This is a genomic window from Allobosea sp. 10L422 (assembly GCF_056395345.1).
Genome location: NZ_JBFTJI010000023.1, coordinates 23,722 through 39,759 on the forward strand (window position 1 = coordinate 23,722; position 16,038 = coordinate 39,759).

11 protein-coding genes and 1 pseudogene are annotated in these 16,038 nt (G+C 66.9%); 5 read left to right on the forward strand and 7 right to left on the reverse strand.

What is annotated here, in order from left to right; translation table 11 throughout:
* Positions 1-94 precede the first annotated feature (94 nt).
* Positions 95-4,114 (forward strand): Pls/PosA family non-ribosomal peptide synthetase, encoded by a 4,020-nt coding sequence (locus AC1DEZ_RS26965; RefSeq protein ID WP_476781263.1) that lies wholly within the window; start codon positions 95-97, stop codon positions 4,112-4,114.
* A gap of 12 nt (positions 4,115-4,126) precedes the next feature.
* Here the strand turns inward: AC1DEZ_RS26965 and AC1DEZ_RS26970 are convergent, their stop codons facing one another.
* Entirely contained in the window at positions 4,127-4,918 is a 792-nt protein-coding gene (locus tag AC1DEZ_RS26970) for a pseudouridine synthase (RefSeq protein WP_476781264.1), read from the reverse strand.
* 398 nt (positions 4,919-5,316) lie between these two features.
* On the opposite strand from AC1DEZ_RS26970, the gene aroC reads away from it, so the two are divergent.
* Complete coding sequence (gene aroC, locus AC1DEZ_RS26975) at positions 5,317-6,435, forward strand: chorismate synthase (RefSeq protein WP_476781265.1); 1,119 nt, start codon at positions 5,317-5,319, stop codon at positions 6,433-6,435.
* A 197-nt stretch (positions 6,436-6,632) separates the two neighbouring features.
* Positions 6,633-7,913, forward strand: a complete 1,281-nt coding sequence (gene ribB, locus AC1DEZ_RS26980; RefSeq protein ID WP_476781266.1) for a 3,4-dihydroxy-2-butanone-4-phosphate synthase — start codon at positions 6,633-6,635, stop codon at positions 7,911-7,913.
* Positions 7,914-7,920: 7 nt separating this feature from the next.
* Here ribB and AC1DEZ_RS26985 read toward each other — a convergent pair whose 3' ends face one another.
* The gene (locus tag AC1DEZ_RS26985) at positions 7,921-8,850 is read right to left on the reverse strand and encodes a histone deacetylase family protein (RefSeq protein WP_476781267.1); all 930 of its coding nucleotides are present in this window, start codon (positions 8,848-8,850) and stop codon (positions 7,921-7,923) included.
* Between the two features lie 223 nt (positions 8,851-9,073).
* On the opposite strand from AC1DEZ_RS26985, the gene AC1DEZ_RS26990 reads away from it, so the two are divergent.
* On the forward strand, positions 9,074-9,670 hold the full coding sequence (locus AC1DEZ_RS26990; RefSeq protein ID WP_441472844.1) for a L,D-transpeptidase: 597 nt from the start codon (positions 9,074-9,076) through the stop codon (positions 9,668-9,670).
* A gap of 150 nt (positions 9,671-9,820) precedes the next feature.
* Here the strand turns inward: AC1DEZ_RS26990 and AC1DEZ_RS26995 are convergent, their stop codons facing one another.
* The 4 genes from AC1DEZ_RS26995 to AC1DEZ_RS27010 all read right to left on the reverse strand — a co-directional run bounded on the left by AC1DEZ_RS26995 (position 9,821) and on the right by AC1DEZ_RS27010 (position 13,683).
* Positions 9,821-10,030, reverse strand: a complete 210-nt coding sequence (locus AC1DEZ_RS26995; protein ID WP_441510133.1) for a hypothetical protein — start codon at positions 10,028-10,030, stop codon at positions 9,821-9,823.
* A gap of 210 nt (positions 10,031-10,240) precedes the next feature.
* On the reverse strand, positions 10,241-11,617 hold the full coding sequence (locus AC1DEZ_RS27000; protein WP_476781268.1) for an aspartate aminotransferase family protein: 1,377 nt from the start codon (positions 11,615-11,617) through the stop codon (positions 10,241-10,243).
* 130 nt (positions 11,618-11,747) lie between these two features.
* Complete coding sequence (locus AC1DEZ_RS27005; RefSeq protein WP_476781269.1) at positions 11,748-13,211, reverse strand: amidase; 1,464 nt, start codon at positions 13,209-13,211, stop codon at positions 11,748-11,750.
* Between the two features lie 7 nt (positions 13,212-13,218).
* Positions 13,219-13,683 (reverse strand): MarR family winged helix-turn-helix transcriptional regulator, encoded by a 465-nt coding sequence (locus AC1DEZ_RS27010; RefSeq protein ID WP_476781270.1) that lies wholly within the window; start codon positions 13,681-13,683, stop codon positions 13,219-13,221.
* A gap of 134 nt (positions 13,684-13,817) precedes the next feature.
* On the opposite strand from AC1DEZ_RS27010, the gene AC1DEZ_RS27015 reads away from it, so the two are divergent.
* Positions 13,818-15,446, forward strand: a complete 1,629-nt coding sequence (locus AC1DEZ_RS27015; RefSeq protein WP_476781271.1) for a long-chain-fatty-acid--CoA ligase — start codon at positions 13,818-13,820, stop codon at positions 15,444-15,446.
* A gap of 97 nt (positions 15,447-15,543) precedes the next feature.
* Here the strand turns inward: AC1DEZ_RS27015 and AC1DEZ_RS27020 are convergent.
* Positions 15,544-16,038 (reverse strand): annotated as a pseudogene (locus AC1DEZ_RS27020) (hypothetical protein); the annotation flags it as partial.

Below are 16,038 nucleotides of genomic sequence, written 5' to 3' on the forward strand. Positions count from 1 at the left end.
GGGTTTCTTCATAAGGTGCGTGGCAAGGTGCCGCCGGGCCGAAGGCATGAGTCGCCTCGGTGACAGCGGCGGGCTTTGAGCGCAGCGGGGCGCGATGAACGATATGACGAAGCTGCCGGCGGCGTCTGATCAGGCCGGCGCAAACCTCCTCGCCATGCTGGCCGGCGAGAAGCGCCCTGATCTGATCCACGATGAGGTGCTGGCCGAGATCTTCGCGGCCACGGTTGCCGCACGCCCCGATCATCCTGCGCTTGTCGATCGCGAACGCCGCCTCGGCTATGCCGAGGTCTGGGCCCGGGCCGGACGGCAGGCGCGGGGCTTGCAGCTTGCCGGCGTCGGGCCGGGCGACATGGTCGGCCTGTGGATGCCGCGCGGCATCGACCTCCTCGTCGCACAGATCGCGATCACGCGCGCGGGAGCGGCCTGGGTGCCCTTCGATGCGGATGCGCCGGTCGAGCGCATCGCGACCTGCCTCAACGACGCCGAAGCCAAGGGCATCGTCACCTGCGCCGGCTGGGCTGCCCGGGCCGAGGAGACGGACCGCAAGGTCTGGTCGCCTGAAATCCTCGCAGCCGCGGCGGACGATCATGAGCCGCCGGCGCGCCCGGCCGGGCTGACCAAGGATCATCCGGCCTATCTGATCTACACCTCCGGCTCGACGGGCACGCCGAAGGCGATCGTCATCAGCCATCGCAACATCTGCCATTTCCTGCGCTCCGGGAACGCGCTCTACGGCATCGGACCCGACGATGTCGTCTTCCAGGGTGCCTCGGTCGCCTTCGACCTGTCGATGGAGGAGATCTGGACGCCATATCTCGTCGGCGCGACGCTCTTCGTCGCCTCGCCCGAGATGATGGGCGATGCCGAGAAGCTGCCTGCCATCCTCAACGAGGCCGGCGTCACCGTCATCGACACCGTGCCGACCCTGCTCGGCATCCTGCCGACCGATGTGCCGTCGCTGAAGCTGATCCTGCTCGGCGGCGAGGCGCTTCCCCCCGCAATCGTCCAGAAATGGTCGAAGCCGGGCCGGCGCATCCTCAACACCTACGGCCCTACCGAGGCGACGGTCGTGGCGACCGCTGCCGAGGTCGTCCCCGGCGAGGCCGTCACCATCGGCAAGCCGATTGCGAACTACACCGCCTATGTCGTCGGCGAGGATCTGCGCCTCGTTCACCCGGGGGAACAGGGCGAGCTCCTGATCGGCGGGCCGGGCGTCGCCAAGGGCTATCACGGACGGCCCGAGCTGACGGCCGAGAAGTTCATCGCCAACCCGTTTTCAGGCCTGGCCGGCGCGGACGATCCGGTGCTCTACCGTTCGGGCGATGCGGTCAGCCTCGATGCCAACGGCAACATCGTCTTCCACGGCCGCATCGACGACCAGATCAAGATCCGCGGCTTCCGCGTCGAGCTCGGCGAGATCGAATCGAAGCTCGCCGACGAGCCCGGCGTGGCGCAGGCGGCGGTCGTGCTGCGCACGGATGACGGCATCGAGCGGCTCGTTGCCTTCGTCGTGGCCGAGCCGGGCGTGGCGGTAGACGGGGCTGCTCTGAGGGCGGCGCTGCGCGAGAAGCTGCCGCCCTATATGGTTCCCGCGCATTTCGAGGCGGTCGGTTCGCTGCCGCGCATGGTTTCCGGCAAGGTCGACCGCAAGATGCTCAAGGCCGCGCCGCTGACGGCGCCGAGCGCCGAGGGCGAACAGGAGCCGCCGCGCAACGAGACGGAAGCCGCGTTGCTCGACGCCGCCAGGCGCGTGCTCGGCGCAGCCAGCCTGCCGCTGGAATCCGATTTCTTCGTCGATCTCGGCGGGCATTCGCTGCTGGCGGCGCGCTTCATCTCGATCGTGCGCGAGACGCCGGCCTATGCCGGCATCACGTTGCAGGATGTCTATGGCGCCCGGACGCTGCGCGCGATGGCCGCGTTGCTCGACGAGCGTGGCGCGGCGACGGCGGAGGACCTCTCCTTCACGCCTCCGCCCTTCCTGCGCCGCTTCCTCTGCGGCTTGGCGCAGGCTGCGGTGCTGCCGGTGATCATCGGCCTGTCGACGGCGCAGTGGCTCGGCGTCTTCGTTACCTACATGATCCTCTCGGGTGAGGACCTGCCGCTGCTCGGCCAGATTGTCGCGCTGCTCGGCGTCTACATCATGATCATCGTCGCGACCGGCCTCGTTGCCGTCGCGTTGAAATGGATCGTGCTCGGCCGGACCAAGCCCGGAGTCTACCCGCTCTGGGGCGTCTATTATTTCCGCTGGTGGTTCGCGGCGCGTGTCGCCGGCCTCGTCCATATCAAATGGCTCCAGGGCACACCGGTGATGCGCTTCTACTGGCGCCTGCTCGGCGCCAAGGTGGGGCGCGACGTCATCATCTCCGACTACGAGGCGGGCGCCATCGACCTGATCGAGATCGGCGACGGCACCAGCTTCGGCTCCAAGACCACCTTCGCCAATGGCGAGGCGATGGGCGACAAGCTGATCATCGGCCGCATCAAGATCGGCAAGGACGTCTCGGCCGGGGCTTCGGTCGTGCTGGGCCATGGCTCGGTCATCGGCAATCATGCCGAGATCGGCGATCTCACCGCCATTCCACCCGGCATCCATGTGGGAGAGGCCGAGATCTGGGACGGCACGCCCGCACGCAAGGTCGGCACGGTCGATCTCGCCGCGCTGCCGCCGCAGGCGGAAGCCTCGATGGGGCGGCGTGCGCTGCTGACGGCCTTCTACATCCTAATGCTGGTGGTGCTGCCGCCGGTCAGCCTGTTGCCGATCTTTCCGGCCTTCTGGCTCTTCGACAAGATCGACTACTTCATCGCCGGCTGGACCGACATCAGCTATCTCTGGTTCCTGCCTATCCTGACCTGGCCGACCGCGATCGGCCTCATCGCCTTCACCGTGCTGCTGATGGCGGGGCTGCGCTGGGCGATCCTGCCGCGCGTGACCTCCGGCTCGTATTCAATCCATTCAGGCTTCTATGCGCGCAAATGGACGGTGGCGCTGGCAACCGAGGTGACGCTGGAGACGCTCTCCTCGCTCTTCGCCACCATCTATATGCGGGCCTGGTACCGGTTGATGGGCGCACGCATCGGCAAGGGCGCGGAGATTTCGACCAACCTCTCCGGCCGCTACGATCTCACCGGCATCGGCTCGGGCAATTTCATCGCCGATGAGGTCGTCTTCGGCGACGAGGATATGCGCCGCGGCTATATGCGCCTCGACGCGACACGCACGGGCGAGCAGGTCTTCGTCGGCAACGACGCGGTCGTGCCGCCCGGTGCCGTCATTCCCGACCGCGTGCTGATCGGCATCAAGTCGAAGCCGCCGGCCAACGACCGGATGCAGCCCGGCGACACCTGGTTCGGCTCGCCGCCGATCAAGCTGCCGACCCGGCAGAAGGTCGATCTCGGTGCCGACTGGACCTACAAGCCCTCCTTCGCCAAGCAGTTCGGGCGCGGCGTCTTCGAGGCGCTGCACACCTCCTTCCCCTCGATGCTGTTCATTACCTTCGGCACGATCGCGGTCGACATGGTGCTGCAGCAGAAGATCAACGAGGGCGATTGGCTGGGCCTTGTCGTCTCCTTCATGGGGGTGGCGGTTCTGATCGCCGTGGCGCAGGCGCTGATCTGCGCCGCCGTCAAATGGCTGATGATGGGGACCTACAAGCCGGTGATGAAGCCGATGTGGTCGTGGTGGGCGATGCGCACCGAGGCCGTCGCGGTGATGTATTGGGGCCTCGGCGGCAAGGTACTGTTCGACTATCTGCGCGGCACGCCGTTCCTGCCCTGGTTTCTGAGGCTGTTCGGCGCGAAATACGGCAAGGGGGTCTGGCTGGACTCGACGGATATCACCGAGTTCGACTGCATCAAGGTCGGCGATTTCTGCACGGTGAACGCCCATTCGGCGCTTCAGACGCATCTCTATGAGGACCGCGTGATGAAGGTCGGCCGCGTCAGGCTGGGCAAGGGCGTCTGCGTCGGGGCAGGCGCGACCGTGCTCTACGACACCCATGTCGGCGACTACGCCCAGGTCGGGCTTTTGACCGTGATCATGAAGGGCGAGAACCTGCCGGCGCATACGCGCTGGGAGGGCGCGCCGGCCGTGCCGGCGAAGGCCGCGGCGCACTAAGCCAGCGGACGCTCAGCGCGCCGAACCCCAGGTCTTTTCTTTGAGGGCGGCGCGGCCGGCCAGCGGCTGTGCCCTTTCCATGCTGCCGAGCTCGCTGACAGCGCCCTTGGGCAGGTCTCCGAGCTCGAGTTCGCCGATTCTGACCCGGACGAGGCGCAGGACTTCGGCCCCGGCCGCTTCCACGATCCGCCTGATCTGTCGGTTGCGGCCCTCGTCGATCACCATCTCGACCCAGGCATTGCGCTGACCATGGCGCAGCAGCGTGGCGGCGCGGGTCGTCAGGATCTCGCCATCATCTGTGGCTCCCCCTCGCAAGCGGGCCATGAAGGTCTCGTCCGGCACGCGGTCGATCTGGACGTGATAGGTCTTCTCGACGCCGGAAGCGGGATCGAGGATGTGCTGCGCCCAGCGGGTGTCGTTGCTCATGAGCAGCAGCCCCTCGCTCGCCATGTCCAGGCGCCCGACCGGGGCCAGGAAGGGCAGGTCGAGGCCTTCCAGGCAGGCATAGACGGTCTGGCGCCCCTCCGGATCGCTGGTCGTCGTCACCACGCCGCGCGGCTTGTTGAGCATCAGATAGACGCGGCTCGCGGCGGAAACGGCCTGGCCATCGACCCGCAGACGCGCCCGCCGCGGATCGATGCGCAGCTCCGGATGGCGGGCGCGGCGGCCGTCGACGTCGACGCGTCCCTCGAGGATCAGCTTCTCGGCCTGGCTGCGCGAGCAATAGCCGAGCTTGGACAAGGCGCGGGCAAGGCTGACGCCTGCCGCTGTTCCCGGCACGGGACGCCGGCGGAAAGGTTTCATGATGAGCCTGAGCGTCGATGGCACGGCATGCCCGACAGATCGGAAAAGCCCGCAGACAGCGGTGCGGCCGGCGCGGCCGGCATGCGGCGGAGCCCGCCCTGAAGAGCGAGCGCTGGCGACAGGGAGTGATTTGACGATCTGTGGCTCGCTGCCGCGATTGCGCTGGCAGGCGCGAGCCTACTCAACCCCGAAACCGCCGACGGGCGGCTCGGGGCTAAAGTCCCGCGATGATGGGGCTCCCGGGGCGCCAGGAGCGCGAGGGGCAGGGCGCCTGGCAACTCATGCGGTCAGCTTGAAGCCGGCGAGGCCCGGCCTTGTCAATGGGCGCCACCATCCGGGCGGGGTTTCGCCGCGCCCCAATCCGGCTTAAGAGCCGGTGCATAACCCAACGGGCTCCCATGTCGCACAACAGCTTCGGCCATCTCTTCCGCGTCACCACTTTCGGCGAGAGCCACGGCCCTGCCATCGGCTGCGTCGTCGACGGCTGCCCGCCGCTGATCCCGCTGACGGAAGCCGATATCCAGGGCGACCTCGACCGGCGCCGCCCCGGCCAGTCGCGCTTCACCACGCAGCGTCAGGAGCCGGACCAGGTCCGCATCGTCTCCGGGGTCTTCGCGCGCGAGAGCGACGGCGTGCAGGTGACGACGGGAACCTCGATCGGGCTGCTGATCGACAATGTCGACCAGCGCTCGAAGGACTATTCCGACATCAAGGACAAGTACCGGCCGGGCCATGCCGATTTCACCTATGATGTGAAATACGGCATCCGCGACTATCGCGGCGGTGGGCGCTCCTCGGCGCGCGAGACGGCGATGCGGGTCGCCGCCGGCGCCATCGCCCGCAAGGTTGTGCCGGGCATGGTGGTGCGCGGTGCGCTCGTGCAGATGGGGCCGCACAAGATCGACCGCGCCAACTGGGATTGGGAGGAGGTCGGCCGCAACCCGTTCTTCTGTCCGGATGCGAAGGCCGCAGCCTTCTTCGCCGATTATCTCGATGGCATTCGCAAGGCCGGCTCCTCGATCGGCGCGGTGCTTGAGATCGTCGCCGAGGGCGTGCCGGCGGGGCTGGGCGCGCCGATCTATGGCAAGCTCGATGCCGAGATCGCTGCGGCGCTGATGAGCATCAATGCGGTCAAGGGCGTCGAGATCGGCGAAGGCTTCGGCGCGGCCGAGCTTTCAGGCGAGGAGAATGCCGACGAGATGCGCGCCGGCAATGACGGGCGCCCGCTCTTCCTCTCCAACCATGCCGGCGGCATTCTCGGCGGCATCTCGACGGGGCAGCCGATCGTGGCCCGTTTCGCGGTGAAGCCGACCTCTTCCATCCTGGCGACGCGCGCGACCGTGACGCGGACGGGCGGCGAAGCCGAGATGTTCACCAAGGGCCGGCATGACCCCTGCGTCGGCATCCGCGCCGTGCCGGTCGGCGAGGCGATGGTCGCCTGCGTGCTGGCGGATCAATATCTGCGCCATCGCGGGCAGGTCGGCGTGGTCGAGCCGCGCTGGCCGTTTCAGGAGTGAGTTTCGCGCCGTCATTCTCGGATGAAGCGTAGCGGAGGCCCGGGAATCTCTGGCCGGGAGAGGCGCCCTTAAGTGCGTCTCCCGCGTCGTGCTCGGGTCAAGCCCGAGCACGACGCGTAGCGGCTTGCATTTCAGCAATACTGAAAATGCATCGATTGTTCATTGCCGATGAAGCCTCGTCGTATTAGCTTGCGGGCATGAAGCTCGACGTCTGGCTCCGGCAGAACAAGATTGCGCGCAGCGCCTTCGCCAAGCGGGTTGGCCTGTCGCCGGCCAGCGTGACGGCGCTTTGCAACGACCCCGCCGCCTGGATTTCCCGCGAAAGCGCCGAGCGCATCGCCGCCGCTACGGGCGGCGCCGTCACCCCCAACGATTTTCTCGGCCTGTCAGGGCCGCGCGAGGCCGCCATGTCGAATAAAGTCGCCGAGACCATCGAAGCCTTCGCACGCGGCGAGATCGTCATCGTCACCGATGACGATGATCGTGAGAACGAGGGCGATCTCATCGTCGCCGCCTCGCTCTGCACGCCGGAGAAGATGGCCTTCATCATCCGCAATACCTGCGGCATCGTCTGTGCGCCGCTGACGACGGCCGAGGCGCGGCGCCTGCGCCTCGATCCGATGGTCTCGTCCAACGACGCCCCGCTCGGCACGGCCTTCACCATCACGGTCGACGTCAAGCACGGGCTGACGACCGGCATCTCGGCCGAGCAGCGCACCAACACGGTCCGCGCGCTCGCCAACGGCAATATGGGCGCGGCCGATTTCGTCCGGCCCGGCCATGTCTTCCCGCTGATCGCCAAGGATGGCGGCGTGCTGATGCGCTCAGGCCATACGGAAGCCGCCGTCGATCTGTGCAAGCTCGCCGACCTGCCGCCGGTCGGCGTGATCTGCGAACTCGCCAATGACGACGGCACGGTGATGAAGGGCGCCCAGATCACCGCCTTTGCCGAGAAGCACGGGCTGAAGCAGATCACGGTCGCCGACCTCATCGCCTATCGCCAATTGCGCGAGAAGCTGGTCGAGCGGGTGCATTCCTTCCCGGTCAAGACCGAGTTCGGCGAGATGACCGGCCATGTCTACATCACGCCGTTCGACAACACCCAGCATTTCGCTTTCGTGATGGGCAAGCTCGGGGACGGCGAGAAGGTGCCGGCCAGGCTGCACCGGGCCGATGTCGTCGCCGACGTGCTCCGCGGCGCCGGCTCCATCCAGGGCGCGCTGCGGCGCTTCCAGCAGGAAGGCCGGGGCGTTCTCATCTATCTGCGCGACGGCAGCGCCGGCGTTCCGATCAAAAGCGTCGAGGAAGAGGGCTCGGACGCGCTGCGCAGCCAGCAATGGCGCGAGGTCGGACTCGGCGCGCAGATCCTGCGGGATCTCGGCGTCAGTTCGATCGTGAACCTCGCCTCCTCGCCGCGCTCTTTCGTGGGGCTCGGCGGCTTCGGCATCGAGATCGTGGAGACGGCGCCGCTGGAGTGAGGCGCGGTCAGGCGCCCATCAGCGCGCCGACATGGGCGGCCGCCGATCGCGCCAAGGCGTCGAGATCGTAGCCGCCCTCGAGAACGGAGACGATGCGGCCGCCGGCATGCCTGTCGGCCAATTCCATCAACTTCTGTGTCGCCCAGGCGAAATCGGCTTCGCGCAGGTTGAGACCGGCGAGCGGGTCGCGCCAATGCGCGTCGAAGCCGGCCGAGATCACCACGAGGTCGGGGCGGAACGCGTCGAGGCGGGGCAGGATCGCGATCTCGAAGGCCTCACGAAATTCGTCCGACCCTTCCCCAGGATGCAAGGGCACATTCACGATCGTGCCATGGGCGCCGCGCTCCGACGCCGCACCTGTGCCGGGATAGAGCGGCATCTCGTGGGTGGAGGCGTAGAGGACGCTCGCATCCTGCCAGAAGATGTCCTGCGTGCCGTTGCCGTGATGGACGTCCCAATCGACGATGGCGACACGCGCGGCGCCGTGGGCCTTCTGCGCGTGGCGAGCGGCGATCGCCGCGTGGTTGAAGAAGCAGAAGCCCATGGCGCGATCGCGCTCGGCATGGTGCCCCGGCGGGCGCATGGCGACGAAGGCATTGCGGGCCTTGCCGCTCATGACCTCATCCACGGCAGCGGTTGCGCCGCCGACGGCGCGCAGGACGGCCTCGATCGTGCCGGGGGACATGAAGGTATCGCCGTCGACCTGAACGAAGCCGGCGGCCGGGCTCGATGCGACCAGCGCCTCGGCATAGGAGGCCGCGTGGCAAAGCGTCACCTGTTCGAGCGTGCCGAGCGGCGCCTCCACCCGAATCAGTGTCGCGAAACGCTCCGCTTCCAGAGCCTGGTCGACGGCCCTCAGCCGCTCGGCGCATTCGGGGTGGCCGGGCGGCATGGCGTGGCCGAAGCCGGCCGGATGGGTGATCAGAAGCGTGGTCAAGCGGATCAATCCAAACGATTGCGGTCAACGGGGCCGAAAGCGTGGCCTGTTTGCCACGGCTGCGCGCGTTCAGGGCACGCTAAAGGGAACCTGATTGCGCCTTGCCGGTTTGGCGCCTAGTGCTTCGCCCGACCGTCGCCCTCTTGGGTATGTCTTGGGCGATACGAAGCGTTAACTCTTGATTCATCATAAAGGCTGCCTTCGGGTCGCGCTGGTGGGGGCTATGAAGAAAACCGTTTTCGTTGCCTTGGCACTGTCGGCCCTTCTCGGCGCCTGCCAGTATAAGAGCGTGGCCGCTCCGGAGCTGTCAGCCCGCGATGCGGAATATATCGCGCTCGTCCCCAAGTTCGATACTTACCTGCCTTATCTTCCGTATGAGATTGCAGATCCGACCGGCCAGCCGCCGGGCACGGTCTATGTCGATACGAAGGAGAAGTTCCTCTATCTCGTCCTGCCGAACAAGAAGGCCATCCGCTACGGCGTCGCCACCGGTGACGAGGCCTATGGCTGGACCGGCGAAGCGGTGGTGCAGCGCAAGGCCGAATGGCCGCGTTGGACGCCGCCGGCCGAGATGGTCAAGCGCTGGCCGCATCTGAAGCCCGTGGCGGGCGGAATGAATGGCGGGCCGGAGAACCCACTCGGCGCACGCGCGCTCTATCTCTACCAGAACGGCCACGACACGCTCTATCGCATCCACGGCACCAACGAGCCCGAGACGATTGGCCGTTCGGCCTCGTCCGGCTGCATCCGGATGCGCAATATCGATGCGATCGATCTGTTCAATCGCGTGCCGGTCGGCGCCAAGGTCATCGTCGTCTGACGTCTTAGGCCGGTTTTCGGAGTTTCGGCGGGCGGCCTCAGGGCCGCCCGTTTTCGTTTCGGGGCGTCTTCCGCCCTGATGACCGGCGCACGAAAAAGGCCGGTGGGAGCAAGCTCCGCACCGGCCAGTTTAGGGTCTCGAAGGGAGGTTTCAGTCGTCGAAACCGTGGCGGAGCACGCCGGGGAGTTCGGTCCTGCGTGCCTCGCCGTGCTTCTTCAACGCGCCTGACAGCTGCCGGGTTCCCGCAGCGACCGCCTGAATCGCGATCGGGCGGAACTGCGACGTGTAGTTTTCGCGTGCCGTGGCATCGTGGAAACTCTTGCGCGGCTGCATCTGGGGACGGGCGTCGTGTTGAAACATGGCTCCTGACTCTCTGATGACCTGACGTCGTGGGCTCACGCCCGCCGACCCCTCGACACTGCCCGTGGATCAGGACGGGGCCGGGGCGCGTCTGTGATTTGTTCGTGGCGATCTCGGGCTGGGAGCGGTTTTGGCCACATTGATGAACGGAAAGAAAAAAAGGCCGGGCGATCGCCGCCCGGCCTCAAGATGTTCCCTATGCCCAATCGCTCAGGCCAGCAGGCCTTCCGCCTTGGCCCAGTTCAGCGTCTTGTCGAGCGCGCGCTCGCAGCGATCGAACATCTCGTTGATCTCGGCTTCCGAGATGACGAGCGGCGGGCAGAAGGCGAGACGGTCGCCCATGGCGCGGGTGATGAAGCCCTCTTCCAGTGCGTAGGCGACGGCCTTGGCGCCGACGCCCTTCTTGGTCTCGAACGAGGCCTTGGTCTGCTTGTCCTTGACCAGCTCGGCGCCGCCGATGAGGCCGACGCCGCGCGCTTCGCCGACGAGCGGATGCTCGGCGAGCTTATCGAGGCGGCGGACGAAGGTCGGGGAGACCTTGTTGACGTGATCGACGATCTTGTCGCGCTGGTAGATCTCCAGCGTCTTCACCGCGACGGCGCAGCCGACGGGGTGGCCGGCATAGGTGTTGCCGTGGCCGAAGGTGCCGATCTTGCGGCTCTGGTCGACCAGAACTTCATAGACCTTCTCGTTCATCATCACGGCGCTGAGCGGGAAATAGGCCGAGGTGATCTGCTTGGCGAGCGAGATCGTGTCGGCGTTCATGCCGTAGGTCTCGGTGCCGAACATCTTGCCGGTGCGGCCGAAGCCGGTGATGACCTCGTCCGAGATGAACAGGATGTCGTATTTGGCGAGGACGGCGTTGATCTTCTCGAAATAACCCTCCGGCGGGATGATCGCGCCGCCGGCGCCCATCACCGGCTCGGCGATGAAGGCAGCGACCGTGTCCGGCCCCTCGCGCAGGATCATCTCCTCGAGCTCGGCAGCAAGGCGCGTCGAATAGTCCTGCTCGCTCTCGCCAGGCTCGGCGAAGCGGTAATGATGCGGGCAGGAGGTGTGCAGGATGCCCGGCAGCGGCAGGTCGAAGTCGATATGGTTGTTCGGCAGGCCGGTCAGCGAGGCCGAGGCGACGGTGACGCCGTGATAGCCCTTCAGCCGCGAGATGATCTTCTTCTTCTGCGGCCGGCCGAGCGCATTGTTCATGTACCAGACGATCTTGACCTGGGTGTCGTTGGCGTCCGAGCCGGACGCGCCGTAGAACACCTTCGAGATCGGAACCGGGGCGATCTCCTTGAGCTTCTCGGCGAGCTCGATCGCCGGGTCGTGGCTGCGCCCACCGAAGATGTGGGTGAAGGGCAGCTTCTTCATCTGCTCATAGGCGGTCTCGATCAGCTCCTGGTTGGAGTAGCCGAGCGAGGTGCACCAGAGGCCCGCCATGCCCTCGATATATTCCTTGCCGGCGGAATCGTAGACGTAGATGCCCTTGCCGCTTTCCAGCACCAGCGGCCCGTTCTGCCGGTGGGTGGCGAGGTTGGTGTAAGGATGGACGAGGGTCTCGATATCCCTGACTGCGACATTCGACAGCATGATCGGTTTCCGCTCCCTGTTAAAGATTCTTGCCACCTTAAGCTGAACTGACCGCAAATGTTGAGCGAATTCGACGCAGGGGGTGGCAGACTCTGGCGCAATGCGCGCGAACGCGGAACAGCATGGAGGCTCAACGAATGATCGGCGGCGGGGCGAAGCGGCAGCCGACCTCCTCCAGCATCGCGCCGACGGCGATCGCCATGCGGTCTTCTCCGAAAGGCGCGATGATCTGGACGCCGAGGGGCAGCCCGCCGCGGGAGCGCATCACCGGCGCGCAGAGCGCAGGCAGGTCGGCGCCGGTGGCCGGCGCGGCCCAGAGCAGGAAATCGAGATAGGGGCGTGGGTCGCCATTCACGATCAGGCGGCGGGCGTGGATGTCCGGGCCGTGGTCATGGGCGATCGCCGCGACTGGGGCCGGCGGGCAAAGCACGACATCGTAGCGCTGGAAAAAGCGCGCCCATTGCCGCTTCTGGGCGAGGCGGCGATGGGCGAGCTGCTGATAGAGACCGGGCGTCATCCGCGCGCCGCGCGCCTGCAGCGCCTGATGCGACAGGTCGTTCGGGCTGAAGCGCGAAGCCTGCGCCTGGATGCGAGCACGCACCTTCGGCGGCAGGCTATAGGCCACGACAGCGTGGTTCAGCAGCGCATAGACCTCGAAGGCGTCGGCAAAGCTCACAGAGGGGCGGGCAGTCTCGTCGACGATGGCGCCGGCTTCGCCAAGGCGGCGAGCTGCTTCGCGCACGGCGTCCGCCACCTCCCGGTCGACCGGAGCGAAGGGATCGTCGGCCCAGAGCGCCACGCGCAGCCCTTTCGCCGTTCGGGCGCGCGCCTCCGCCAAGGAAGCAGCGGTGAGCGTGGCATCGCGCGGGCCGGCGATGACCGGGAGGATCAGGTCGAGATCCTCAGCGGTGCGGGTGATCGGGCCGGCAACCATCAGATCGACGTTGCGCGCGGTTCGCCGCTCGGGCGGGGGCGGGATCGCGCCCCAGGTCGAGACCAGCCCCCAGCTCGTCTTAAGGCCGAAGACGCCGCAGGCATGCGCTGGCCAGCGGATCGAGCTGCCGAGATCGGAGCCAAGCTCGAAGGCGCTCATCCCCGTCGCGACGGCGACCGCCGCGCCGCCAGAGGAGCCGCCCGGAGAGCGCGTTTCATCCCAGGGGTTGTTGGTCACGCCATGGGCGGGGTTGTAGCTCTGGAAATCGCCGGAAAAGACCGGAACGTTGGTCTTGCCGACGATGACCGCGCCCGCAGCGCGCAGCCTCGCGACTGCCGCTGCATCCTCGGCCGGGACACGCTCGCGATAGGCCGGCAGGCCGCCGGAGGAGGGCAGGCCGGCGACGTCGAAGGCGTCCTTGATCGTGATCGGCAGGCCTTCGAGCGGGCGCGCGGTGCCGTTGGCGATCCGCGCGTCGCTGGCGCTGGCCATGGCGCGGGCGGCCTCGCGATCCTCGGCCACGATGGCGTTGAGCCGCGGGTTCAGCGCGTCGATACGGGCGAAGCTTGCTTCGAGCAGCTCGGCAGCGCTGAAGCGGCGCCCGAGCAAGCCCGTGCGCAGAGCCGTGGCGGAGGCGGTCAGGTCGATATCGGCAGCCATCGCGGGATCATTCCACGTCGATGGCGCGGGCATGATCGCGCCAGAGCAGGACGAGGCGGTCGAGCTCGGCGAGATCGTCGGTCTTGAGCTTGCCCAGCGTGCTGGCCACGAAGTCGCGCTGGGCGGCGATGCCAGCCTCGGCGAGCCGGCGGCCTTCCGGCGTCAGATGCATCGCATATGAGCGTCGGTCGCCGGCGATGGCGCGGCGTTCGACGAGGCCAGCCTGCACGAGGCGATCGACGAGCCCTGAGACATTCCCCTTGGTGACGTAGAGCCGCTCGGCGAGCTCGCTCTGGCTGATGCCTTCCTGCTCGGTCAAGGTGGAAAGCAGGTCGAATTGCGGGATCGAAAGGCCGAGCTTGCGGATGCGACCGGTCATCTGCATCAGCATGCGTTGGTGCAACCGCATGAAGCGGAACCAGACCCGGTCAGGCTCCGTCGCCGCGTGCGGCACGCTTTTCGGTGCGGTCATCGCGTTTTCCCCCTCTGGAACGATCAGACCTAAACTATCTGGAGCCGGCAGGCGAGCCCTCGATAGTGCGACTTTCCTTTCGCGGAAGCACGTCGTTATCCTCTCGAAAAAGCAGGTCTTCGGGAGGAACGCGCATGCTCGGCCTGATGCAGGATTGGCCCCTTCTGCTCCATCGGATCATCGATCATGCCGCGACCCAGCACGGCACGCGCGAGGTCGTCAGCCGCGCCGTCGAGGACGGCACCTTGCGGCGACGAAGTTATGCCGAGATCAGGAGCAGGGCGCTCCGCGTGGCCAAGCGGCTGCAGCGCGACGGGATCGGGCTCGGCGACCGGGTGGCGACGCTCGCCTGGAACAGCGACCGACATCTCGAGCTCTGGTACGGGATCAGCGGCATCGGCGCGATCACGCATACGGTCAATCCGCGGCTCTTCCCGGAGCAGATCGCCTGGATCGTCGATCACGCCGAGGACCGGCTGCTGTTCCTCGACCTGACCTTTGTGCCGATGATCGAGCAGTTGCAGGAGAAGCTGCCGAGCATCGAGCGCTACATCGTCCTCACCGATGCCGCGCACATGCAGCAATGCAGCCTCAAGGGTGCTGTCGCCTATGAGGACTGGCTCGTGGAGGCGGACGATGATTTCGCCTGGGGTGCATTCGACGAGAACACCGCAGCCGGGCTTTGTTACACCTCCGGCACGACCGGCGGGCCGAAGGGCGTGCTCTACTCGCATCGCTCCAACGTGCTGCATGCGCTCGCCTGCGCGGCGCCGGACTATATGGGGCTGTCCTCGCGCGATACGGTGATGCCCGTGGTGCCGCTGTTCCATGCCAACAGCTGGTCGCTCGCCTATTCCGCGCCGATGACCGGGGCGAAGCTGGTGATGCCGGGGGCGAAGCTCGACGGCACATCGCTGTACGAATTGCTTGAAGGCGAAGGCGTCACCATGACGGCGGCGGTGCCGACGGTCTGGCTCGGGTTGCTACAGCATCTGGAAGCGACCGGCGGCAAGCTCTCGACGCTGAAGCGCGTCGTCATCGGCGGTTCGGCCTGCCCGCGCGCTATGACCGAGGCCTTCGAGCGCAAATACGGCGTTACCGTCGCCCATGCCTGGGGCATGACCGAGATGAGCCCGCTCGGCTCCTTCTGCTCGATGAAGCCGGTCTACGGAAACCTTTCGGGCGAGGCGCTCTACGATCTCAAGGTCAAGCAGGGCCATCCGCCCTTCACGGTGGAGTTCCGGCTCACCGACGATGCCGGCCACGACCTGCCCTGGGACGGCAAGACCTTTGGCCGCCTCAAGGTGCGCGGGCCGGCGGTGGCTGGCGCCTATTACCGGCGTGACGACGAGGACATCCTCGATGATCAGGGCTTCTTCGATACCGGCGACGTCGCGACGATCGATCCCGCCGGCTACATGCAGATCACCGACCGCTCCAAGGACGTCATCAAGTCGGGCGGGGAATGGATCTCCTCGATCGATCTTGAAAACCTCGCCGTCGGCCATCCCGATGTGGCGGAGGCAGCTGTGATCGGCATTACCCACCCGAAATGGGACGAGCGGCCGCTGCTGGTGATCGTGCCGAAGACCGGCCGCACGCCGAGCAAGGAAGAGATGCTGGCCTTCATGGCGGGCAAGATCGCGAAATGGTGGCTGCCGGACGATGTCGTGCTGGTCGAGGCGATCCCGCACACCGCAACCGGCAAGATCCAGAAGACGGTGCTGCGCGAGATGTTCAAGGATTATCGGTTGCCGGGCTGAGCTGTTGTGTCCTTCAAGCGGAAACGGCGCCCTTTTGGGGCGCCGTTTCGTTTGCGGGCGGGAGGGCTGTGGGCGTTGAGGGCTCAGTCCTCCGCGCTCAGAACTCTTCCCAGCCTGCATCCTGGGCGCGGCCATTGGCGACCTTGCGCGGGGCGGGGGTGGCTTTGGACTGGGCGAAGGCGGCTTCGGCGAGCTTGCGCAGCCGCTCCGGCTCGGCCGCCGGGGCCTTGGCGGAGGGGGCCTGCGCCATGTTCGAGACCGCGACGGGCCGCGCCGCAGCGCGAGGCACGGCTTTCACCGGGCGCGCCGCGGCAGCGGCGGAAGCGACGGGCTGCGGATAGGCCGACTGCCCGACCGCCTCGCGGCCGGTGCGGAAGGTCGCGACGAGCTCGTTGAGCTGGCCGATCCGGCCGGAGAGGGCGTTGGCGGAAGCCGCGCTCTGTTCGGCCAGCGCCGCGTTCTGCTGGGTCATCTCGTCGAGATGCGCCACCGCCTGGCTCATCTCGTCGATGCCGTTGGCCTGCTCGCCCGACGCCGCCGAGATGTCGGCGATGGTCGCCGCCACCTTCTGCGAGGCTTCCAGGATGCGCGC